The sequence below is a fragment of the Pandoraea sp. SD6-2 genome, from assembly GCF_000389825.1.
In the GTDB taxonomy this organism is placed as follows: Bacteria; Pseudomonadota; Gammaproteobacteria; order Burkholderiales; family Burkholderiaceae; genus Pandoraea; species Pandoraea communis.
On sequence record NZ_KB944454.1, the window covers coordinates 531,738 to 552,020 of the forward strand.

The window sequence follows — 20,283 nt, forward strand, 5'->3', positions numbered from 1 at the left end:
CCCGCCATTTCACGTGAGCGGGCCGTTTGCATTGTCGGACGACACGGAACGGCTGCACAACGCTGCCGCCGAACGATACGTTACAACTGCTGGGCGACGAGTCCTGCGCACAACCCCCACATCATCATGCCGACGATGCCGTCAAGGATCTGCCATGCCCGCGCGCGCGCGAACAGCGGCGCAAGCAAGCGAGCGCCGTAGCCAAGGACGGTGAACCACAGCGCGGAGGCCGTCATCGCGCCTGCGGCGAACCAGACATTGCCGGGCGACGGCTCACGCGCCCCGATGCCGCCGAGCAGAATCACCGTATCGAGATAGACGTGAGGATTGAGCAGCGAGAGCATCAGCACGAGTACGAACGCGCGTTGCCACGTCATGCGCTGCGTGGCCGCGCGGCTGCCGTCGGCCTGCAACGCGCCCGCTCCGCGAAACGCCGCGCGCCACGCGCGCAGGCCGTACCAGAACAGAAATGCCGCACCGCCCCACGTCACGGCCGTGAGAAAGCGCGGATACGCGGCGATGAGCCCGCCCATGCCGGCCACGCCCGCCGCGATCAACACCATATCGCTGATGGCGCACACGGCCACAACCACGCCCACGTGACGCTTCAGAATGCCCTGCCGCAGCACAAATGCGTTCTGCGCCCCGATCGCCATGATGAGGCTGGCGCCCAGCGCCAGGCCCCGCCAGAAAGCCGGATCGACCATCGCGGGACTTACTCGGCGTCGGGTTGCGCTTCGGGCGCAGCACGCCGGAAGGCGTCGAGCGTTTGGCAGTGGGCGTCGATGGCGGCAATTCGCGGGAACGACGTCATGTCGACCTTGAAGCGGTTCGCGTTGTAGACCTGCGGCACAAGACAGCAGTCCGCCAGCGTCGGCGTGTCGCCGAATACGAACTTGCCCTGCGACGATTGCGCTGCCAGCCGGGCTTCCAGCGCCGTGAAACCCTCCAAGATCCAGTGAACGTACCAGGCGTTCTTCTGCGCTTCGCTCACGCCCAGTTCGTGCTTGAGGTACCGCAGCACGCGCAGGTTGTCGATCGGGTGGATGTCGGCGGCGATGTCCAGCGCCAGTGCGCGCACCTGGGCGCGCGCCAGCGGGCCGGCCGGCAGGAGTGCAGGTGTCGGATGCACCTCTTCCAGATACTCGATGATGGCGAGCGACTGATGGATGTTCACTTCGCCATCGAGGAACGTCGGCACCAGGCCGTTGACGTTGAGCGCGCGGTACGCCGGTTTGAGCTGTTCGCCACCGTCACGCACCAGATGTACGGGTACGGTGTCGTAATCGAGCCCCTTCAGATTCAGGGCGATCCGGACACGATACGCGGCGGAACTGCGGAAATAGCTGTACAGCGTGGACATGGCAGACCTCGAAAGCGGAATGTGGGAAGACGCGGCAGGTGCGAGAAATCTCGGGGCACGCGCGTCTGAACACGAGATGGTACTTCAAGCGCCGCCCCCGAGGACACCCGATTGCGTATGATGAACGGATACGAATTCAGATGCCCCGTGTCATGACCTCTGCCGCCCCTTTCGCCTGTGCGCCGCTGCTCAAAATCATCGCCCGAGGCGCGAAAGGCGCGCGCCCGCTCGACGCCGGCGAGACACGCACCCTGTTCGACGCCATCCTCGCCGAGCGCGTGGCACCGGCGGAACTGGGTGGGGTTCTGATCGCCTATCGCATCAAGGGCGAGACGCCCATAGAACTGCGCGCGATGCTCGATGCCGCACACGCAACGTTCACACCGCTCACCTCACCGGCCGATGCACCGCCGCCAGTCTTGTTACCCAGCTACAACGGCGCACGCAAACAACCGAATCTCACGGCACTGCTCGCCTTGCTGCTCGCCCGCGAGGGCATTCCGGTGCTCGTTCATGGCCAGCATCACAGCGGCGCGAATCGTGTCGGCACGCAAGCAATCTTCGCAGAACTAGGCCACGCCGCCTGTGGGTCGGCCGCCGAGGCCGAGGCAGCGCTGCGTACGCGCCGTGTGGCCTATCTGCCGATTGCCGCGCTCTCGCCCGCGTTGGAGCGACTGCTGGAGATGCGCGCAGCGCTTGGCGTACGGAACTCCGGTCATACGGTGGTGAAGTTGTTGCAGCCGTTTGCCGGGCCCGCGCTGCGGCTCGTGAACTACACGCATCCCGAATACCGGGAAACGCTCAGCGAGATGTTCGCCGACGCTGCCAACAGTCCGGCGCCGGGCGTGCTGCTCGCGCGCGGCACGGAAGGCGAACCGGTCGCCGACGCCCGTCGCCAAGCCGCCATCGACGGCTTTTCGGACGGCGTGTATCACGTATGGCAAACGGCAGAGGAAGGTGCCACCGGAATACCGCCGACGCTTCCTGCCGCCGACGCCCCATCCACAGCCAAGTGGATTGAAGCCGTACTGGCCGGTGAGATCGCAGTGCCCGCCCCGATCGCCCGGCAGGTCGAAGTGATTCGTCAGGCACTGGGGATGGCCGGTTAATTGCGACGGGCGTTTCTGCCGCGCGTCTGGCCGCTTATTTGGACGCTCATTCAGACGTTATCCGGGCGAAATACCAAAAAATTTGCCCGAAATTCATCGCAAATCGCCGAAAATCGATAAATTCAATATTTTTCGGAACATTTCATCCCGAAACCCATCAAATCTTATGATCGGAGATGACGTCCGATGAGTACCGGACGAGGCAGCCGTCGAATCGGCCAAATCCGCCGGCAGACGGCCAGTGATTCATTCGGCCGATGCCATGCGGGTCGCCTGCCAGGAGATGAGGTGCCATTCGTCGGCCTCGAGCACATGGACGGCCGTATAGGCCATTTGCGATTCGAGCGAACCGGTCGCGGTTTCCAGTTCGACCTTGAGCTTGCCGGTGACGACGACAGTGTCGCCAAACTGGCGCAGTTCCTGTGCCCGGATATCGATATCCAGATATCGACGGCGGCCCGAGGTCAGGGCGTCGAGAAATTCGCGCTTGGTTTCGCGTTTGCCGTTTGAATGCACGTAGTGAAGGCCGTCTGCCAGGAGAGCGTCGAGTTGTTCGACGTCACCCTCGACCATTGCGTCGAAGCGCGCCGATTCGCGCTCTCGCACTACGTCAATGTGCTTTCCTGCCATGTTGACCTCCCGTCTTCGCCGACCTCAAACGCTCGCGACGTGGGTTGCAATTTACACCATCCACGCGACGTTTGCGCCAGTGACTTATCTGGTTTTTCGGGGGGTGCTGGAAAACCCCGAGGCGCCGGAAACTTCCCGCCCGGTAAGGGTTCTAACGTCTTTAGCACTCATCCGAAGAGAGTGCTAAAATGTTTTCCCAGAGGCTAACCAGGAGTCCACCACTTGAGTACTGCCGCCACTTTGCATCCGACGACGCCGGCCACCGGCACGGCGCCGAATTCTCGTGCCCTTGCTCTCGCCCCGTCGGCATTGATGCTGCCGGGCAGTCTGGGCAATATCGACAGCTATATTCAGGCTGTCCACCGCATTCCGCTGCTCACCGCCGAGGAAGAGCAGTCGCTCGCCAAGCGCCTGCGTGAGAACGACGACCTCGACGCCGCCCGTCAGCTTGTGCTGTCGCACCTGCGTCTGGTGGTGTCGATCGCGCGCAACTACCTCGGCTATGGTCTGCCGCACGCCGACCTGATTCAGGAAGGCAATATCGGCCTGATGAAGGCCGTCAAGCGCTTCGATCCGACTCAGGGGGTACGACTTGTGTCGTACGCCATGCATTGGATCAAGGCTGAGATTCACGAGTACGTTCTGCGCAACTGGCGCACGGTCAAGGTCGCCACGACCAAGGCCCAGCGCAAGCTCTTCTTCAATCTGCGTAGCCAGAAGCAAGGCTTGCAGGCGTTCACGCCGGAAGAGATCGATCAGGTCGCCCGCGATCTGAACGTGAAGCGCGAAGACGTCATCGAGATGGAAACGCGCATGTCGGGTGGCGATATCGCCCTCGAAGGTCACAGCGACGACAGCGACAGCCCAAGCTTCGCTCCCATCGCGTACCTCGCCGATACGCACCAGGAGCCGACCGCCGTGATCGCCGCGCGCGAGCGCGACCATCTGCAAAGCGACGGTCTGCAAACGGCACTCGGCCGCCTCGACTCGCGCAGCCGCCGCATCATCGAAGCGCGCTGGCTGTCGGTTGCCGATGACGGTAGCGGCGGCGCCACGCTGCACGAACTGGCAGATGAATTCGGCGTGTCTGCCGAGCGCATCCGTCAGATCGAAGTTGCCGCAATGAAGAAGATGAAAGGCGCGCTGCAAGCCTTCGCGTAATGCCTTGATCAGGTGGGCCGTGGCAGCGCGGCAAATTGCCACACGCCCCACCAGATCGCCGCCGGTCATTCATGACCGGCCCGCAAGCCCCGTGAGACTCACGGGGCTTTTTTCTTGACCTTCGAAAGTTCACGGGGCATTTGCTTCGGACTTGATGCATCGCAAGGTCGCCCGGACGACCGGTCGCTAGAATCGACTCGTACGTGGCCATGCTACGTGCGAAGGACGGCCCGGGGGCCGTTCGCCGCGCCGGACCCTTGTCTCGAACTCGTTTCTCGTCGGCCATCTCCGAGGGTGGCGGATTCGCATCGAACCAGCGTCATCCGCGTGTCATCGGTCCCCCGTGCTCCGCGGTTTGACATTTTCATGCGATAAGGCAAAATGCGCCGAGAGTCGCCGCTGTTTCCAACACAACGACTTTCGACGCCAGGAGCCGTCACGGATGGACACCCACTCTCCTAGCAGTCTGAAGCCTCCCGCGCCAGCCGCGCCCGTCGCGGGGTCGCACTCCGCCGTCGTCGCCTGGCTGATCAAGCGCTGGCGCACCCGCCCTTCCCGTTTCATGGTCGAAATCCTGATCGTCCTTGCGATCAAGGTAGTACTCCTGTTCATTCTGAAACACGCGTTCTTCGACGCTCCCATGGCCAAGCATATGCAATTGCCGCCAGACGTCGTGGCTCGTGCCCTGATCGGGCCGCAAGCCGTCGAAGCGCAGTCCACCACCACAAGTCAAGGTGTCCGCCATGATCAGTAGCGAAGTCGTTGACCTCTCGCGCTTGCAGTTCGCCATAACGGCGCTGTATCACTTCCTGTTCGTCCCGCTCACGCTCGGCCTGTCCTGGCTGCTTGTCGTCATGGAGTCGGTCTACGTAATGACCGGCAAGCAGATCTACAAGGACATGACCCAGTTCTGGGGCAAACTCTTCCTGATCAACTTCGCGATGGGCGTGACCACGGGTCTCACGCTCGAGTTCCAGTTCGGCACCAACTGGGCTTACTACTCGCACTACGTCGGTGACATCTTCGGTGTGCCGCTGGCCATCGAAGGTCTGATGGCGTTCTTCCTCGAAGCCACGTTCGTCGGCCTGTTCTTCTTCGGCTGGAACAAGCTCTCGCGCATTGGCCACCTTGCGACCACGTTCGCGGTGGCGCTGGGCTCGAACCTCTCGGCGTTGTGGATTCTCGTAGCCAACGGCTGGATGAACAATCCGGTCGGCGCGCATTTCAACTACGAGACCATGCGCATGGAGTTGAACAGCATCTGGGATGTGATCTTCAACCCGGTGGCGCAGGTGAAGTTCGTGCACACGCTCTCGGCCGGTTATGTGACAGCCGCCATGTTCGTGCTCGGCATCTCGGCGTGGTATCTGCTCAAGCGCCGCGACGTACCGTTCGCCCTGCGCTCCTTCGCGGTTGCCGCCGGCTTCGGTCTGGCCTCGACGCTGTCGGTCATCGTGCTGGGTGACGAATCGGGCTACACCACGGGCGAAGTGCAGAAGGTCAAGCTCGCCGCCATCGAAGCGGAATGGGAGACGGCCAAGCCGCCCGCATCGTTCACGCTGTTCGGCTTCCCGAACCAGAAGGAAGAGCGCACCGACTACGCCGTGAAGATTCCCTGGGCAATGGGCCTGATCGCCACGCGCTCGGTCGACACGCCGGTGATCGGTCTCACGCAGTTGCGCGACGAACACAAGGAGAACATTCAACGCGGCATGATCGCCTTCGCGGCGCTCGAGAAGCTGCGTAGCGGCGACAAGTCGCCGGCCGTACGCGCCGAGTTCGACAAGTACAAGGACGACCTCGGCTACGGCCTGCTGCTCAAGAAGTACACGGCCAATGTTGTCGACGCCACACCGGAACAGATCCACATGGCGGCCAACGACACGATCCCGCCGGTGGCCCCTGTGTTCTGGTCGTTCCGCATCATGGTCGGCCTGGGCTTCCTGTTCCTCTTCACCTTCCTGTGGGCGTTCTGGCTGTGCGCGCGCCGCCGTCTGCTCAAGCCGCGTTCGGCCTGGTTCCTGCGCTGGACTGTGTGGGCGATTCCGCTGCCGTGGCTCGCCGCCGAGTTCGGCTGGATCGTCGCCGAGATGGGCCGTCAGCCGTGGACCATCGCCGGCATTCTGCCGACGCATCTCTCGACGTCGTCGCTCTCGGCTGGCGACCTGTATCTGAGCCTCGCGGGTTTCATCATCTTCTATACCGCGCTGCTCATCATTGAAATGTTCCTGATGGTGAAGTACGTCAAGCTCGGCCCGTCGTCGCTGCACACCGGCCGCTACCACTTCGAGAACGAAGCCACGAACGGGGCAGCCATCGCTGGCGACCGTCCGGCGACCTCGGTCTGATCGTCAGGGAGACAAGACATCATGATGATCGATTACACCGTACTCAAGCTGATCTGGTGGGTGCTCGTCGGCGTGCTGCTGATCGGCTTCGCCTTCTTCGACGGCTTCGACATGGGCACGGCCACGCTGCTGCCCTTCCTCGGCAAGACCGACGCGGAACGCCGCGTCATCATCAACACCGTGGCTCCCACGTGGGAAGGCAATCAGGTGTGGTTCGTGACGGCAGGCGGAGCAATGTTTGCCGCATGGCCGCTCGTCTACGCCGCAGCGTTCTCGGGCTTGTATTGGGCGCTGTTGCTGGTGCTTTTCGCGCTGTTCCTGCGTCCGGTCGGCTTCGACTACCGCAACAAGCTGCCGAGCCCGCGCTGGCGCAATTCGTGGGACTGGGCGCTGTTCGTGGGTAGCGTGGTGCCGTCGCTCGTGTTCGGCGTGGCCTTCGGCAATTTGCTGCTGGGTCTGCCGTTCTCGTTCGACAACACCATGCGCTCGACGTACACCGGCTCGTTCTGGGCGCTGCTCAATCCGTTCGCGCTGCTGTGCGGCCTGGTGAGTGTGCTGATGCTGGTTACGCACGGCGCGGCCCACCTGCGCATGAAGGCCGATCCGGTAGTGGCCGAACGCGCGGGACGCATCATGCGCCTCACCGCGCTGGGCACGCTGTTGCTGTTCCTCTTGGCAGGTGTGTTCGTCGCCACGCACGTCGACGGCTTCGCCATCACGCAGATGGGCCCGACCGACTCGCCGGCCAACCCGCTGCTCAAGCAAGTCACGACCGGCCCCGGCCTGTGGCTCACGAACTATCACACCTATCCGTGGATGATCGCGGCGCCGGTCGTTGCCTGCCTGTGCGCCCTGCTCGCGGCACTGCTCGCAACCAGCCGGTCGTACGCCTGGACGTTCGTCGTCACCGGGCTGATGATGGCTGGCATCATCCTCACGGCCGGCTTCTCGATGTTCCCGTTCGTGATGCCCTCGGCCACGGCGCCGGGTAGCAGCCTCACGGTCTGGGACGCCACGTCGAGCCAGCTCACGCTGCAAATCATGCTGATCGCCGTGGTCATCTTCCTGCCCATCGTCCTGCTCTACACCGGCTGGGTGTATCGCGTGATCCGCGGCCGCGTGACGATCGAGACGGTCAACGACAACCCGCACACGATGTATTGATCAAGGAGTTGCGACATGTGGTACTTCTCTTGGACTCTCGGCCTCGGCCTCGCACTCGCGTTCGGTATCATCAACGTGATGTGGTTCGAAGCGCACGACGACCTCGAACGCCGCAGTCAGGAAGGTAACTGACCCTGACTGACGGGAAGCAGAAATGAAAATCGCGCCCCGAGGGGCGCGATTTTTTTATCCTTCAGCGTCTTGTCCGTCCGCGTGTCGGCCGTGCGGCATCGACGCGCTTCGCGCACTCGGCTCGCTCAGCGCAGTTCAGCTCAACAACGTCTTCAGATCCTTGGCCATCGCATCGACCGGCTCGTCCGGACGCATGAACAGGCGCAACTGACCGTTCGGGTCGAAGACATAGATGCCGGCGGTGTGATCGATGGTGTAGTTGTTCGGCGTCGAGCCTTCCACCTTGTTGACCACCACGCGGAACGACTTCGTGACTTCCTTGAGCGCGGCGTCGTCTGCCGGGCGCAGGCCCACGAACGCCGGGTTGAACGCCGGCACGTATTGGCCCATCAGTTCCGGCGTATCGCGCTGCGGGTCGACGGTCACGAAGAGCACCTGCACGCGCTGCGCGTCGGCACCGAGTTTCTGCATGACCTGATTGAGTTCGGCCATCGTGGTCGGGCAGACGTCGGGGCAATGCGTGTAGCCAAAGAACATCACCACCGCTTTACCCTTGTAATCGGCGAGCGTGCGCGTCTTGCCTTGCGGGTCCTGCAACGAGAAGTCCTGCGCGAACTCCTTGTTTCCGGTGATATCGAGACTCTGAAACGTCGGACCGTCTTTGCCGCATGCGGCGAGCAGCACGGTGAGTCCCATCAGCAACATCGCACGACGCAACCAGATGACAGCAAGATTCATGAACGAATGACCCCAGGATGTATGGAAAAAACACCTTCCGAAAATACAACAGGCGCGCCGGTCGGGAATACCGTAACGCGCCTGTCATCGTGACTCACACCACGGCGGGAAACGCTCGCTATGCCCGCCGACCACCCAGCGTCAGCCGAGCAGGAATATCTGGACGTAATGATCGACCAGCAGCGCCGCAAAGAGCAGCGACAGGTAGACGATCGAGTAGCGGAACATCGAACGCGAGAGCGCATCGGAATAGTTGCGCCACAGCTTGATCGCGTACCCGAGGAAGATGCCCGAGAGCACGACCGCCGAGACCAGATACAGATAGCCGCTCATGCGATGCGCGAACGGCAGCAACGACACCGCGAACAGCACCACGCTGTAGAGCAGGATCTGCAGGCGCGTGTACTTCTCGCCATGCGTGATCGGCAACATCGGCAGGCCCGAATTCACGTAATCCTGACGGCGATAGAGCGCGAGCGCCCAGAAGTGCGGCGGCGTCCAGACGAAGATGATGAGCACCAGAATCCACGCGTCGGCCGGCACGGCGCCGGTGGCGGCGGCCCAGCCGAGCGCCGGCGGCATCGCGCCCGACGCGCCGCCGATCACGATGTTCTGCGGCGTGGAAGGCTTGAGGATGATGGTGTAGATCAGCGCGTAGCCGACGAACGTGGCGAGCGTGAGCCACATCGTGAGCGCGTTGGTGAACGTGTAGAGCACCACCATGCCGGCCGCGCCGAGGATCGTCGAGAAGACGATGATCTGCCAGGGGGCGATCTCACCGCGCGCGGACGGACGCCACGCCGTACGGCGCATGAGCGCGTCGACGCGTTGTTCGATCAGGCAGTTCACGGCGAAGGCGGACCCGGCCAGCAGCCAGATACCGATGGTGCCGCCGATCAGCACCTGCCACGGCACCATGCCGCGCGTGGACAGGAACATGCCGATGACGGCGCAGAAGACGGCGAGCTGCGTCACACGGGGCTTGGTCAACGCCCAGTACTGTGCGATACGGCTAGACGGCGGATGGGGAAGGGTCGTGCTTTTCATACACTCAGAGGCAATGCGCTACGCCGAGCCAGTCGGGGCGCCAGCGAGCGGTGCAGCCGGCTCCGCTGACGGGAGGGGCTTCTGGCGGGCCGGAAGGTCTGCCTGATCTGTCAGGCCGGCCGCAATGGACGCCGCCGTTCTGGCGGCGCGAATGCGGTAGTTTAACATAACGAGCAATAGCAGCAGGACGGCCGCCCCGCCGTTATGGGCGATGGCGTTGAGCAGCGGCCATTGGAAAACGATGTTCGACAACCCCGTCGCGAATTGCACGAACACCAGCATCAATACCAGCATGGACGGCTTTCTGAGTGCGGCATGACGCCGCAGCCGGGTCGCCAGCCACGCCAGATACAGCACGACCACCACCGCGAACGTCCGGTGCACCCAGTGAATCGCCACGAGCGCGTCCATCGGAATCACCTCGCCACCGGCTGTTTTGCCCAACTCACGCCAGAGCTTGAAGCCGTTGTGGAAATCCATCGGCGGCACCCACTGCCCCTGGCACGTCGGGAAATCGGTACAGGCCAGCACGGCGTAGTTGGTACTCACCCACCCGCCAAGCGCGATCTGGAACACCAGCAGCGCCAATCCGATCAAAGCCGCCCAGCGCCAGCGCAACGCGCCCGGATCGGCCGCCACGCTCGCCTGCGACATTTGACGCGACGCCAGCCACACAAGCGATCCGAGCAAAGTCAGCGCTAACATCAGGTGCGTGGTGACGATCACCGGCTGGAGCTTCATCGTGACGGTCCACGCGCCGAACGCGCCCTGCACGCACACGAGGATGAATAGCCACGTGGCGAACCAGGGTGATTGCTTGAGTTCGCGCCGCTTCACCCATGCCATCACCATCAGCACGATGATGAGCACACCCACCGACATGGCGAAGTAACGATGGATCATCTCGATCCACGCCTTCAGGAACGTTACCGGCCCGGTGGGCAGCAGCGACTGCGCGGCGTGAATGTCCGCATGCGCGGCGAACGGCGACGACGTGCCGTAGCAACCCGGCCAGTCGGGGCACCCAAGCCCCGAATCCGTGAGCCGCGTGAAGCCGCCGAACATGATCAGGTCGAGCGTGAGAAAGGTCGTCACCCAGGCCAGCTTGCGGTACTTGTTCGCATCGCGGCGCAACAGCACCCAGCCGAGCGGCAGTACGGCAATACACAGGCCGATGAAGCCCAGTTCCAGAAGGTAAAGCATCGGTTTTACGTCAGTTCCTCGTCATCTCCCGTGCGCCGTTGCGCCCGGTCTCATTCGCATTGCGGGGCGTGCCCCTCAACCCGTTCCCGACCATTTGAGCAATCGGGACAGATCGCTCTTGATCTTGCCCGGATCGGCGTTTTTCGGAAACGCCATCATCAGGTTGCCCAGCGGGTCGACCAGATAGATATGGTCGCGCAGCCCCGTACCGTCCTGCGTCGGCAGCCACGACGCCAACGCGACCGGGTCGGTCCGCAGGCGGCGCGTATCTTCATATGCCGCGTCGAGTTTGCCGGACACCGGGGCGTCATCCGTGACCAGCCACAGCGTTTCCACGCGCGTACGCTCATTGCCCTGCAACACGCGAATCTGCCGCATGTAGAAGAGCTTGCTCACGCAATTCTCGTCACACGCGGCGGTGTCTGCGCTGATCATCAGCCACTTGCCCTTGAGCGACGACAACGGCAGCGTCTCGCCCGTCTCGTCGTCGCGCACCAGCAGCGCAGGCAGCGGCCGCTGCGGTTCGATCAACTTCCCGTAGGCCGACGTGCCACCCTGCGGTTTGAACACGTAATACATCAGATAGGCCGCCACCGCAGGCGCTGCACACACCACGAACAGCAGCACCAGCATGCGCCGCGCACGGCGTCGTTGCATCGGATCGATGGCGGGGCTACCCGTGCCTCCGGGACTCACGTCTGTATTCATGCTCGCCTCATGCCCGCTTTAAGGGGTGGGTGGCTGTCGCCAGCTGGCGTCCGCGCCGATAAGCCAGACGAAGTCCCAGCAGCGCAAGAATCAGCGACATGCCGAACCATTGCGCCATGTATCCATAATTGCGATCCGCGCCGCTCGCCGGCGCAGGCCAGTCGCGCAGCAGATGATCGCCCGTGTCGTTGGTCTGCATGACGACGAACGGTTGCAGCGGCAGCGACGTCTCACGCGCGTAATCCGCCACGTCGAGATTCTGGCGAATGACCAGTCCCGCCGCCGAACCGCCCCGGCCCAATTCGAAGGCGCGCGACGCGTCAGGCTGCGCAATGCCCTCGATGGTGATATCGCCTGCGGGGGTCGCATACGGCATGATCGCCGCGCGATCGCGCAAGTCGCGCGGCAGCCATCCGCGATTGACGAGCACCACATGGTCCGGCGCCGTCTGCAACGCCATCACCACGTAAAAGCCGGGCAGTTCGTTGCGCGGACGATTGTCCAGATACACCACCCGGTTCTGCAGGAAGCGCCCCGTGACACGCACGCGCCGGTTCGCCACGTCGCTCAGCGAATAGGTCTGCGCACCCAGCACGATGACTGGCGCATGTTCGGCCTGCGCTATCAGTGCCTGACGTGCCAGACGCATCTGCGCGCGCTGATACTGCCACGCGCCGAGCGCCGCGGTAAGCATCACGCCCAGCAAAATCAGCAGCGCCGGTACCGGGCGCATGCCACGCAAGAGAGTTTTCAACACGTACATTCCTTGTCTGGCAGCGCAATGAACGCCGGCGCAATACACTGCATTGCAGCATGCCAGCGCGTGCCCGTTGCCCGATAATGACGAATTCCCGTCATCGGACAAATCATGCGCATCATCGTTGCCATCGCCTTCGTCCTGATTCTTGGCAGTCTGGCGTCCGCATTGTTTTTCATGATGCGGGACAAGGGCCGATCGAGTCGCACCGTGCATTCGCTCATGGTGCGTGTCGGCCTGTCGGTGACGCTGTTCCTGCTCATCCTGTTCGCCAACTGGATGGGCTGGATTCACAGCACGGGCATACGATACTGAGTCCCACGCCGCACGCCTGCGGCAAATCGCCGCACCCCATCCCCACTGCCCGTCTTTGCTCCACGTAACGCTTGCGGCCATCGCGCGGTGCCGTGACTTCGGACACCTCGCCAGCTGTGCGACATAAGGCCGCATTTGGCCGCCCTCCCGTCGCTGTCGTGCGCAAAGCCCCCACTGCCCTATCGGGTGACGACGGCGCCTGCAAATGGAAACGCCGCCGGAATCCGGCGGCGTCCCGATCGTCGTGCCGGTCTCGACGTCAGAGCCAGTAGACCACGACGTACAGGCCCAGCCAGACCACGTCGACAAAGTGCCAATACCAGGCAGCGCCCTCGAAACCGAAGTGATGCTCCGGCGTGAAATGCCCCTTCATCAGACGAATCAGCATGACGCTGAGCATGATCGCCCCCAGCATCACATGGAAACCGTGGAAGCCGGTGAGCAGGAAGAAGGTCGAGCCGTACACGCCCGAGGTGAGCTTCAGGTTCAGTTCGGTGTAGGCGTGGTGATATTCGTACGCCTGGAAGCCCAGGAACACGAAGCCCAGTACAACGGTGGCGAACAGCCAAAAGATCGCAGTGCCGCGATGGTTCGCGCGCAAAGCGTGGTGCGAGATCGTGAGCGTAACGCCCGACGTCAGCAGCAGCGCCGTGTTGAGTGTCGGGATCGGCCACGGCCCCATCGTCTCGAAGGCATCGACGACACCGGCCGGGCCGGTGTTCGGCCACACGGCGCTGAAGTCGGGCCACAACAGCTTGTTGTCGAGATCGCCGAGCCACGGCATCGCCAGCGTGCGTGCGTAGAACAGCGCGCCGAAGAACGCCGCAAAGAACATCACCTCGGAGAAGATGAACCAGCTCATGCCCCAGCGATAGGACGCATCGATGCGCTTGCCATACAGCCCGCCTTCGGACTCGGCAATCGAATCGCCGAACCAACTGCGCAGCACCCACAGCACCCACAGCAGGCCGGCCAGCGCCGTCCACGGTGCCCACGATTGACCGTTGACCCACGCGGCGGCCGAGCCCAGCACCACCAGCAAGCCGACACTGCAGCTCACCGGGTGACGCGAGGGGGCCGGCACGAAGTAGTAAGGCGCCGTTTGGTGTTGACCGCTCATGCTTATCTCTCCAGGCTGGGTTCTCTTTATCTATGCCATTCACGTCGCGAGCCGAATGGCGAGCTTCGCCAACAGCACCAGCGCCACGACAAACAGGATGCCCCCGATCAGTCCCGCCAGGATCAGATGCACAGGGTTGAGCTGCGCCATGTCGCGGTCGTGATCACGCCCCTTGCGCACGCCAAAAAACGACCAGAACACCGCCTTGATGGTCTGGACGAATGACAGCTTGCGCTGAGTCGCCTCCTTCAGGTCATCCATTGCTGCCCTTGCCTCCTCCTGTCGCTCCTGCGCTCAACTTGCCGCTTTGCGCGTCCACCGTGGCGTCCGCGCGCTGATTGGCGTCATTCTTGCCGAGATCGAAAAAAGTATAGGACAGCGTGATCGTATTCACATCCTTGGGCAGCTTCGTGTCCACCACGAACACCACCGGGAATTCCTTGGCCTCTCCGGCCTTGAGTGTCTGTTGCGTGAAGCAGAAGCACTCGATCTTCTTGAAGTAGCTCGCCGCCTGCGCCGGAGCGTAGCTCGGAATCGCCTGCGCACGGACTTCATGCGGCTGCTGGTTCGCCACTTCGTACTCGATGGTCGCCATCTGTCCGGGGTGCACCGTCAGACTGCTCTTCGCCGGCTTGAAGCGTAGCGGTCCCTGCGCGTTGGCATCGAATTCGACAGTGATCGTGCGGCTTTCGTCGATCTGCGAATTGCGCGCCGCAATCTCAGTCGTGCGATCGCCCAACTGGTTGATGCCCACGAGATCGCAGAATGCGCGGTAGAACGGCACCATCGCGTAGCCGAAACCGAACATCACCGCGACCAGCAGCAGCAACTTGCTGAAAGTGCGCACGTTGATTCGTCGCAAGCCGCCCATATTCGCCTTGATGGCTCCCCGTTCAATGGTGTCCATGCCGTGCGGCACGCTGGCCTCATGGCATCACCGGGCACCCCGCCGCATTGGCGAGGCGTCCGATTCAAATACCGCCCGTCAGCTTGGTCTTGATCATCACCCCGACGAAGAAAACCACCACGACCGAGGCGAGAATCAGCCCCGTGCGCAGGTTCTTCGCTCGCTGTTCGCGACTGGCTGCCATGGTCAATGCACCTTCGGCGGCGTTTCGAAGGTGTGGAACGGCGCCGGGCTCGGCACGGTCCACTCCAGGCCTTCCGCACCATCCCACGGCTTGGCTTCGGCGGCCGGGCCGCCGCGCCACGTCGGCAGCGCCACGAAGAACAGGAAGTACACCTGCATCAGGCCAAAACCGAAAGCACCGATCGTCGCGAGCTGGTTGAAGTCCGTGAACTGTGCCGGGTAGTCGGCATAGCGGCGCGGCATACCGGCCAGCCCCAGGAAGTGCATCGGGAAGAACGTCACGTTGAACGTGATGAGCGAGCCCCAGAAGTGGAACTTGCCGCGCCACTCGTTGTACATGTGGCCTGTCCACTTCGGCACCCAGTAATAGAACCCGGAGAAAAGCGCGAATAATGAACCGGCCACGAGCACGTAGTGGAAGTGCGCCACCACGTAGTAAGTGCCGTGCATCTGAATGTCGAGCGGCGCGAGCGAGAGCATCAGGCCGGTGAAGCCGCCCATCGTGAACACGAAGAGGAAGCCGACGGCGAAGAGCATCGGCGACTCGAACGAGAGCGAGCCCTTCCACATCGTGGCAACCCAGTTGAAGACCTTCACGCCGGTCGGCACCGAGATCAGCATCGTGGCGTACATGAAGAAGAGCTGGCCCGTGACCGGCATGCCCGTCACGAACATGTGGTGCGCCCACACCATGAACGACAGAATCGCGATCGACGCCGTGGCGTACACCATCGAGCTATAGCCGAACAACCGCTTGCGCGAGAACGCCGGAATCACCTGCGAGACGATCCCGAACGCCGGCAGAATCATGATGTACACCTCCGGGTGTCCGAAGAACCAGAAGATGTGCTGATACATGACCGGATCGCCGCCGCCCGCCGCGTTGAAGAACGACGTGCCGAAGTGCCGATCCGTGAGCAGCATCGTGATCGCGCCGGCGAGCACCGGCATCACGGCGATGAGCAGATAGGCGGTGATCAGCCACGTCCACACGAACATCGGCATCTTCATGAGCGTCATGCCCGGCGCGCGCATGTTCAGGATGGTCACGATGATGTTGATCGCGCCCATGATCGACGACGCCCCCAGAATGTGCGCACCGAAAATCGCCAGATCCTGGCCGGGGCCCATCTGCACCGACAGCGGCGCGTACATCGTCCAGCCGGCTGCCGTGGCACCGCCCGGCACGAGAAACGACGAGATCAGCAACAGACCGCCAACGGGCAGCAGCCAGAAGCTGAAGTTGTTCATCCGCGCGAAGGCCATGTCCGACGCGCCGATCTGCAACGGGATCATCCAGTTCGCGAACCCCACGAACGCCGGCATGATCGCGCCGAAAATCATCACCAGCCCGTGCATGGTGGTGAGCTGGTTGAAGAACTCCGGACGAATGAACTGCAAGCCCGGTTCGAACAATTCCGCACGGATCATCAACGCCATCACGCCGCCCGAGAGCAGCATGACGAACGAGAAGATCATGTACATCGTGCCGATGTCCTTGTGATTCGTCGCGAACAGCCAGCGTCGCCATCCGTGCGGATGGTCGTGCGCGTGATCGTCGTGACCCGCCACGTGATCGTGAGCGATGGAACTCATACCCAATCTCCTTCCTCGAACTGGTCGAACGGCACTTAACTGTTCTTCGCTGCGCCAGCGTCGGCAGCCCCTGCGGCATTCGCCGACTTGTTGCCACGCGCTTCACGCACCTGCGCCGGCTGAACGACGTCACCGGTCTTGTTGCTCCACGAATTGCGCTCGAACGTGATGACGGCCGCAAGCTCCACATCGTTCAGATGCGACCAGTTAGGCATCGCATTCTTGCCGTGCAGCACGATGCTGATGTGATCTGCCACCGGGCCGTTCACGATCTTGCCGCCATCGAGCGCCGGGAAGGCACCGCCGCCCTTGCCGTTCGGCTGGTGGCACACCGCACAATTCGACGCGTAGACCTTCTGGCCGCGCTCCATCAGTTCCTGCACGGTGTACGTCTTGTTCGGATCGTCGGCCGACGCCGCCATCTGCTTCTTCTGCGTATCGACCCACTTGTTGTAATCGTCTTCGGAGACCACCTTCACCACGACCGGCATGAACGCGTGCTCCTTTCCGCACAGCTCGGTACAGAAGCCGCGATACTCGCCGACCTTCTCCGCCTTGAACCACGTATCGCGTACGAAGCCCGGAATCGCATCCTGCTTGATACCGAACGCGGGCACGTAGAACGAGTGGATCACGTCGTTGGCCGTCGTGATGAGACGCACCTTCTTGTTGACCGGCACGACCATCGGGTTGTCGACTTCCTGCAAATAGGTGTTGCTCTTCGGTGCCTGGCCGTCGATCTGGCTGCGCGGCGTGGTGAGTGTGGAGAGGAACCTAATGCCCTCGCCTTCGCCCTTCAGGTAGTCGTAGCCCCACTTCCACTGATAGCCGGTCACCTTGATCGTGATGTCGGCGTTGGTCGTGTCCTTCATGGCGACCACGGTTTTCGTGGCGGGCAGCGCCATCAGAATCACGATGATGAACGGCACGACCGTCCAGATCACCTCGACCGTGGTGCTCTCGTGAAAATTCGCGGGTTGATGGCCCTTGGATTTGCGGTGTTTGAAAATCGAATAGAACATCACACCGAACACCGCGAGGAAGATCACCAGACAGATGATCAGCATCATGGTGTGAAGGCTGTGAAGCTCTTGCGCGAGTTTCGTGACCGGCGGCTGGAAGTTGAGTTCGTTGACGGCCGGCCCCCCCGGCATATCGGTGACCGCCGCCAGTGCCGGAGCGCCGGCGAACAGTGAGGCGCCCGCAAGGAAAGCCGCCAAGGCGTGTTTCGTTTTTTTCATAGCTTCCTTACCCAAAATTACCATCCAAATCCTCCCTGGCGGTCGCCCGAGATCGTCTCCATCTCTCAGGCCTGTTGGGCAAGACAACGGCGCAGCTCGCTCGCAAACGTTTCGCGGCGATGCGGCGCAAGATAGGCACCGACAGTGACCGAGCGGCTACCCGAGCGCAGGACAACGCGCGTACGTGGCGGCTTCTCGATGTCGATGCGCACCCAGCGGGGATTGAACTCGTACTGCGTCAACCTCTGTGCTGAACGTTGCTCGACCACAAGGCTCACAGGCGACAACCGAATGACCTCGTAATCTGTGGCATGCCGGGCATGAATGACAAACGCAACGCCCACCACGAGCAAGTCCAGGCCTGTGAACGGCAAGACCAACCACCCACCGCGCCACGCCGCAATCAAGGCAACACCCAGAGAAACGGCGGCCAACGACAGGTAGAACAGGACAAACTGGCGCGGCGATATCGCGCAGTTGCGCTTGTGCGTCCATTCCTTCGTCACCGATTCAACGTCGGAGGAAGAGGCTGCGAGCATCGCCGTCACCCGTGGGGCATCTTGGGTCTTTCATGTCCGACGGCCGGGAACCAGTGGCGTCCGGGCCGCGACAAACTGCCGCATTATAGAACGCACATTCTCGAAGCGACAACATTGATACCGAGTATTTGGCGAACCATAGCATCCTCCTGAACTCATTGATGCAAAAGGGAAATCCGGTTATTCCCCTAGCTGAAAATCTTGGCGGCCGGGCGACTACGGGATACTCCCTATGCGTCGCCGGTTTGACACGTTGCAACACGACGCGACTCGTTGCGGTGTCCTGAATACCCGAACCGCACGCGTTCGTGAACGATGCTCCCCCCGTCGTCAAACGCCCGTCACGCGAATCGCGCGACGCGCTCCGCGCATCATCGCCTTCGCTGCGATGCGGGATTCGTCCGATATCCATCAACACTAGACGCTGCCCCGGATTTCGCATGCGACGTTATGTCGCGCCCGGTGCGCCGTGCGTAATACACGCTCGCGCGCCAAACCCTCACACCCCGCGTAGCGCCCCTCGATGCGCGCGTCCATATCACGCATGCTACAAGCGAAACATGTTCCCTACATCGATATGTCATGCGTGCCACGCGTTGCATTACTCCCCGCTCGTTTGCCGACGGTCTGAGCGCCTTGCACTCCGTCACTGACTTCGATGCCTTGTGCACGCTGTTGCCGTCGTTATGCCGTGCGCTCAGACATTGCTATTTCAGCTATCGCGGGCATTTCCCGTTGCCGGGCGGCAAGCTGGCGACACCGCAACTCGGCAACCTGCCCGAAGCATGGCAAAAGCACTACGACGCTCAACAGTACGCGAACATCGACCCGGTGCTGTCTCGTGCGCGCAGACAACTCACGCCCGTCGAATGGATGCCTGCGCTCTACACCTCGCCCGAGGCCCTGCAACTGCTTCACGACCAGCGTGCCGCAGGTCTGCGCTCCGGCATCACCTATCCGGTATTCACCCCTTCCGGGGCATCGGGAACATTGAGCCTGTCCTCGTCGCGTCGTCCGCCCCGCCATCCGCGCGCACCCGGTGCGCACGCCTGGATACAGCATGGAGGCGCCGTGCTGGCGATGCATGTGCATGAGGCTGCATGGCGCATCGTGCAACGCGACGCCGTGCGCCACCATGCCCCCGTACTAACGCCGCGCGAACGCGAGTGCCTGCGTTGGGTGGCATGCGGCAAGACTTCGTGGGAGATCGGGCGCATCCTCACGATCTCGGAACACGGCGTCGTCTTCCATTTGCGCAGCGTCATGCGCAAGTTCGACGTATCGAGCCGTCATCGAGCGGCGAAGCTCGCCAGCGATTACGGGCTGCTCGACGACTTCACCTCTACGGGGCCACAAGCCGTCACTTCCGCGCCGCAAGGTCGGCGAGCGTCTTGTAACGCGTCAACGTGAAAGTATCGCTGGCGGCATTCACAAACGATCCGCCCCCAAGCCGTCCTACCGGACGCAACCCTTGCAAATCCACCTGATGGGTGACCGGGTCGAGCAACGCGTCGTCCACATGCGCCGCCAGCACTGTGCCGAGTACGACCCATCCTCCCCCCGGTGCGGCACTGATCTCGATGATGTCGCGCACTCGGCACTCGTACGCCACAGCGGCCTCGAGAACGCGCGGTGGCCGCACGCGTGACGAAGGCACTGGGGTCACGCCCGTCAGATCGAATTCCGACTCGCCGGCGGGCAGCGGTGCTGCCGAGAGATTCACGGCGTCGATACACGACGCACTTGCCACGTTCACGACGAACTCGGGCACAGCCTCGACATTGCGAAGGGTGTCCTTCTTTCGCTTCGGCGCGGGGGGCACCACCGGACAGAACAACACCGTCATCGGCACGCAACATACCCCCATGAAGTAGGCATACGGTGCGAGATTCGGCCGCCCCTGCCTATCCACCGTGCTGACCCACGCGATAGGACGCGGCAGGATCGTGCTCATCATGAAGTTGTAGATGCTCGCTTCGTCGAGCGTCGCCGGATCGAGTTCCATGTCACTTCCCAGAGTTG

The 20,283-nt window shown here is 62.5% G+C and carries 23 protein-coding genes and 1 pseudogene; 8 read left to right on the forward strand and 16 right to left on the reverse strand.

Annotation, left to right across the window (positions count from 1 at the left end; translation table 11 throughout):
- Positions 1 to 80: 80 nt before the first annotated feature.
- Both C266_RS18745 and maiA read right to left on the reverse strand, forming a co-directional pair.
- Positions 81 to 707 (reverse strand): LysE/ArgO family amino acid transporter, encoded by a 627-nt coding sequence (locus C266_RS18745; protein WP_010804788.1) that lies wholly within the window; start codon positions 705 to 707, stop codon positions 81 to 83.
- An 8-nt stretch (positions 708 to 715) separates the two neighbouring features.
- Positions 716 to 1,363: a maleylacetoacetate isomerase gene (gene maiA / locus C266_RS18750; RefSeq protein WP_010804787.1), complete on the reverse strand. Its 648-nt coding sequence runs from the start codon at positions 1,361 to 1,363 to the stop codon at positions 716 to 718.
- 140 nt (positions 1,364 to 1,503) lie between these two features.
- On the opposite strand from maiA, the gene ybiB reads away from it, so the two are divergent.
- Positions 1,504 to 2,472: a DNA-binding protein YbiB gene (gene ybiB, locus C266_RS18755; RefSeq protein WP_246189698.1), complete on the forward strand. Its 969-nt coding sequence runs from the start codon at positions 1,504 to 1,506 to the stop codon at positions 2,470 to 2,472.
- A gap of 246 nt (positions 2,473 to 2,718) precedes the next feature.
- On the opposite strand, the gene C266_RS18760 is transcribed toward ybiB, so the two are convergent.
- Complete coding sequence (locus C266_RS18760) at positions 2,719 to 3,102, reverse strand: nuclear transport factor 2 family protein (protein ID WP_010804785.1); 384 nt, start codon at positions 3,100 to 3,102, stop codon at positions 2,719 to 2,721.
- Positions 3,103 to 3,324: 222 nt separating this feature from the next.
- Here C266_RS18760 and rpoH point away from each other — a divergent pair, with 222 nt between their 5' ends.
- The 5 genes from rpoH (at position 3,325) to cydX (ending at position 7,907) form a co-directional block, all read left to right on the forward strand.
- Complete coding sequence (gene rpoH / locus C266_RS18765) at positions 3,325 to 4,263, forward strand: RNA polymerase sigma factor RpoH (protein ID WP_010804784.1); 939 nt, start codon at positions 3,325 to 3,327, stop codon at positions 4,261 to 4,263.
- Positions 4,264 to 4,705: 442 nt separating this feature from the next.
- Positions 4,706 to 5,017 carry a cytochrome oxidase putative small subunit CydP gene (cydP, locus tag C266_RS26355; RefSeq protein ID WP_010804783.1) on the forward strand — a complete coding sequence of 104 codons (312 nt, stop codon included), beginning with the start codon at positions 4,706 to 4,708 and terminating at the stop codon, positions 5,015 to 5,017.
- Complete coding sequence (locus C266_RS18775; RefSeq protein ID WP_010804782.1) at positions 5,007 to 6,611, forward strand: cytochrome ubiquinol oxidase subunit I; 1,605 nt, start codon at positions 5,007 to 5,009, stop codon at positions 6,609 to 6,611. Before cydP ends, C266_RS18775 begins: the two co-directional genes overlap by 11 nt.
- A 27-nt stretch (positions 6,612 to 6,638) precedes the next feature.
- Complete coding sequence (gene cydB, locus C266_RS18780; protein WP_036663794.1) at positions 6,639 to 7,775, forward strand: cytochrome d ubiquinol oxidase subunit II; 1,137 nt, start codon at positions 6,639 to 6,641, stop codon at positions 7,773 to 7,775.
- A 15-nt stretch (positions 7,776 to 7,790) separates the two neighbouring features.
- On the forward strand, positions 7,791 to 7,907 hold the full coding sequence (gene cydX, locus C266_RS27045) for a cytochrome bd-I oxidase subunit CydX (protein ID WP_010804780.1): 117 nt from the start codon (positions 7,791 to 7,793) through the stop codon (positions 7,905 to 7,907).
- 135 nt (positions 7,908 to 8,042) lie between these two features.
- Here cydX and C266_RS18790 read toward each other — a convergent pair whose 3' ends face one another.
- From C266_RS18790 to C266_RS18810, 5 genes are all read right to left on the reverse strand, one after another.
- On the reverse strand, positions 8,043 to 8,645 hold the full coding sequence (locus tag C266_RS18790; protein ID WP_010804779.1) for an SCO family protein: 603 nt from the start codon (positions 8,643 to 8,645) through the stop codon (positions 8,043 to 8,045).
- A 141-nt stretch (positions 8,646 to 8,786) separates the two neighbouring features.
- Complete coding sequence (gene cyoE / locus C266_RS18795; protein ID WP_010804778.1) at positions 8,787 to 9,692, reverse strand: heme o synthase; 906 nt, start codon at positions 9,690 to 9,692, stop codon at positions 8,787 to 8,789.
- An 18-nt stretch (positions 9,693 to 9,710) separates the two neighbouring features.
- On the reverse strand, positions 9,711 to 10,895 hold the full coding sequence (locus C266_RS18800) for a heme A synthase (protein ID WP_010804777.1): 1,185 nt from the start codon (positions 10,893 to 10,895) through the stop codon (positions 9,711 to 9,713).
- Between the two features lie 75 nt (positions 10,896 to 10,970).
- Entirely contained in the window at positions 10,971 to 11,603 is a 633-nt protein-coding gene (locus C266_RS18805) for a hypothetical protein (protein ID WP_010804776.1), read from the reverse strand.
- Positions 11,604 to 11,610: 7 nt separating this feature from the next.
- Complete coding sequence (locus tag C266_RS18810) at positions 11,611 to 12,336, reverse strand: SURF1 family protein (protein WP_036663795.1); 726 nt, start codon at positions 12,334 to 12,336, stop codon at positions 11,611 to 11,613.
- 135 nt (positions 12,337 to 12,471) lie between these two features.
- Here C266_RS18810 and C266_RS18815 point away from each other — a divergent pair, with 135 nt between their 5' ends.
- A complete protein-coding gene (locus C266_RS18815) occupies positions 12,472 to 12,675 on the forward strand; it encodes a twin transmembrane helix small protein (protein WP_010804774.1) in 204 nt (67 codons plus the stop codon).
- A gap of 259 nt (positions 12,676 to 12,934) precedes the next feature.
- Here the strand turns inward: C266_RS18815 and C266_RS18820 are convergent, their stop codons facing one another.
- The 7 genes and pseudogenes from C266_RS18820 to C266_RS18845 all read right to left on the reverse strand — a co-directional run bounded on the left by C266_RS18820 (position 12,935) and on the right by C266_RS18845 (position 18,261).
- Positions 12,935 to 13,795 (reverse strand): cytochrome c oxidase subunit 3, encoded by an 861-nt coding sequence (locus C266_RS18820; RefSeq protein ID WP_010804773.1) that lies wholly within the window; start codon positions 13,793 to 13,795, stop codon positions 12,935 to 12,937.
- Positions 13,796 to 13,834: 39 nt separating this feature from the next.
- Positions 13,835 to 14,056, reverse strand: coding sequence for a DUF2970 domain-containing protein (locus tag C266_RS18825; RefSeq protein ID WP_010804772.1), 222 nt, complete (start codon positions 14,054 to 14,056; stop codon positions 13,835 to 13,837).
- Entirely contained in the window at positions 14,049 to 14,702 is a 654-nt protein-coding gene (locus C266_RS18830) for a cytochrome c oxidase assembly protein (protein ID WP_010804771.1), read from the reverse strand. The genes C266_RS18825 and C266_RS18830 overlap by 8 nt, the downstream gene beginning before the upstream one ends.
- 64 nt (positions 14,703 to 14,766) lie before the next feature.
- Positions 14,767 to 14,886 carry a cytochrome oxidase small assembly protein gene (locus tag C266_RS27950; protein WP_210400019.1) on the reverse strand — a complete coding sequence of 40 codons (120 nt, stop codon included), beginning with the start codon at positions 14,884 to 14,886 and terminating at the stop codon, positions 14,767 to 14,769.
- 2 nt (positions 14,887 to 14,888) lie between these two features.
- Positions 14,889 to 16,481: a cytochrome c oxidase subunit I gene (ctaD, locus tag C266_RS18835; RefSeq protein WP_010804770.1), complete on the reverse strand. Its 1,593-nt coding sequence runs from the start codon at positions 16,479 to 16,481 to the stop codon at positions 14,889 to 14,891.
- Between the two features lie 38 nt (positions 16,482 to 16,519).
- Positions 16,520 to 17,746 (reverse strand): annotated as a pseudogene (coxB, locus tag C266_RS18840) (cytochrome c oxidase subunit II); the annotation flags it as partial.
- 41 nt (positions 17,747 to 17,787) lie between these two features.
- A complete protein-coding gene (locus tag C266_RS18845; RefSeq protein ID WP_036663453.1) occupies positions 17,788 to 18,261 on the reverse strand; it encodes a DUF2244 domain-containing protein in 474 nt (157 codons plus the stop codon).
- Positions 18,262 to 18,843: 582 nt separating this feature from the next.
- Between C266_RS18845 and C266_RS18850 the strand changes: the two genes are divergently transcribed.
- The gene (locus tag C266_RS18850; protein ID WP_010804767.1) at positions 18,844 to 19,671 is read left to right on the forward strand and encodes an autoinducer binding domain-containing protein; all 828 of its coding nucleotides are present in this window, start codon (positions 18,844 to 18,846) and stop codon (positions 19,669 to 19,671) included.
- Here the strand turns inward: C266_RS18850 and C266_RS18855 are convergent.
- Positions 19,622 to 20,266 carry a flavin reductase family protein gene (locus C266_RS18855; RefSeq protein WP_010804766.1) on the reverse strand — a complete coding sequence of 215 codons (645 nt, stop codon included), beginning with the start codon at positions 20,264 to 20,266 and terminating at the stop codon, positions 19,622 to 19,624. The two genes, C266_RS18850 and C266_RS18855, sit on opposite strands and share 50 nt — an antisense overlap.
- Between the last annotated feature and the right edge of the window lie 17 nt (positions 20,267 to 20,283).

What these genes read in the sequence shown, in the direction of transcription:
- C266_RS18745 (WP_010804788.1), bottom strand. Translation starts at nt 707, where the DNA reads ATGGTCGATCCGGCTTTCTGGCGGGGCCTGGCGCTGGGCGCCAGCCTC.
- maiA (WP_010804787.1), bottom strand. Translation starts at nt 1,363, where the DNA reads ATGTCCACGCTGTACAGCTATTTCCGCAGTTCCGCCGCGTATCGTGTC.
- ybiB (WP_246189698.1), top strand. Translation starts at nt 1,504, where the DNA reads ATGCCCCGTGTCATGACCTCTGCCGCCCCTTTCGCCTGTGCGCCGCTG.
- C266_RS18760 (WP_010804785.1), bottom strand. Translation starts at nt 3,102, where the DNA reads ATGGCAGGAAAGCACATTGACGTAGTGCGAGAGCGCGAATCGGCGCGC.
- cydP (WP_010804783.1), top strand. Translation starts at nt 4,706, where the DNA reads ATGGACACCCACTCTCCTAGCAGTCTGAAGCCTCCCGCGCCAGCCGCG.
- C266_RS18775 (WP_010804782.1), top strand. Translation starts at nt 5,007, where the DNA reads ATGATCAGTAGCGAAGTCGTTGACCTCTCGCGCTTGCAGTTCGCCATA.
- cydX (WP_010804780.1), top strand. Translation starts at nt 7,791, where the DNA reads ATGTGGTACTTCTCTTGGACTCTCGGCCTCGGCCTCGCACTCGCGTTC.
- C266_RS18790 (WP_010804779.1), bottom strand. Translation starts at nt 8,645, where the DNA reads ATGAATCTTGCTGTCATCTGGTTGCGTCGTGCGATGTTGCTGATGGGA.
- cyoE (WP_010804778.1), bottom strand. Translation starts at nt 9,692, where the DNA reads ATGAAAAGCACGACCCTTCCCCATCCGCCGTCTAGCCGTATCGCACAG.
- C266_RS18800 (WP_010804777.1), bottom strand. Translation starts at nt 10,895, where the DNA reads ATGCTTTACCTTCTGGAACTGGGCTTCATCGGCCTGTGTATTGCCGTA.
- C266_RS18805 (WP_010804776.1), bottom strand. Translation starts at nt 11,603, where the DNA reads ATGAATACAGACGTGAGTCCCGGAGGCACGGGTAGCCCCGCCATCGAT.
- C266_RS18810 (WP_036663795.1), bottom strand. Translation starts at nt 12,336, where the DNA reads ATGCGCCCGGTACCGGCGCTGCTGATTTTGCTGGGCGTGATGCTTACC.
- C266_RS18815 (WP_010804774.1), top strand. Translation starts at nt 12,472, where the DNA reads ATGCGCATCATCGTTGCCATCGCCTTCGTCCTGATTCTTGGCAGTCTG.
- C266_RS18820 (WP_010804773.1), bottom strand. Translation starts at nt 13,795, where the DNA reads ATGAGCGGTCAACACCAAACGGCGCCTTACTACTTCGTGCCGGCCCCC.
- C266_RS18825 (WP_010804772.1), bottom strand. Translation starts at nt 14,056, where the DNA reads ATGGATGACCTGAAGGAGGCGACTCAGCGCAAGCTGTCATTCGTCCAG.
- C266_RS18830 (WP_010804771.1), bottom strand. Translation starts at nt 14,702, where the DNA reads ATGGACACCATTGAACGGGGAGCCATCAAGGCGAATATGGGCGGCTTG.
- C266_RS27950 (WP_210400019.1), bottom strand. Translation starts at nt 14,886, where the DNA reads ATGGCAGCCAGTCGCGAACAGCGAGCGAAGAACCTGCGCACGGGGCTG.
- ctaD (WP_010804770.1), bottom strand. Translation starts at nt 16,481, where the DNA reads ATGAGTTCCATCGCTCACGATCACGTGGCGGGTCACGACGATCACGCG.
- C266_RS18845 (WP_036663453.1), bottom strand. Translation starts at nt 18,261, where the DNA reads ATGCTCGCAGCCTCTTCCTCCGACGTTGAATCGGTGACGAAGGAATGG.
- C266_RS18850 (WP_010804767.1), top strand. Translation starts at nt 18,844, where the DNA reads ATGCGTGCCACGCGTTGCATTACTCCCCGCTCGTTTGCCGACGGTCTG.
- C266_RS18855 (WP_010804766.1), bottom strand. Translation starts at nt 20,266, where the DNA reads ATGGAACTCGATCCGGCGACGCTCGACGAAGCGAGCATCTACAACTTC.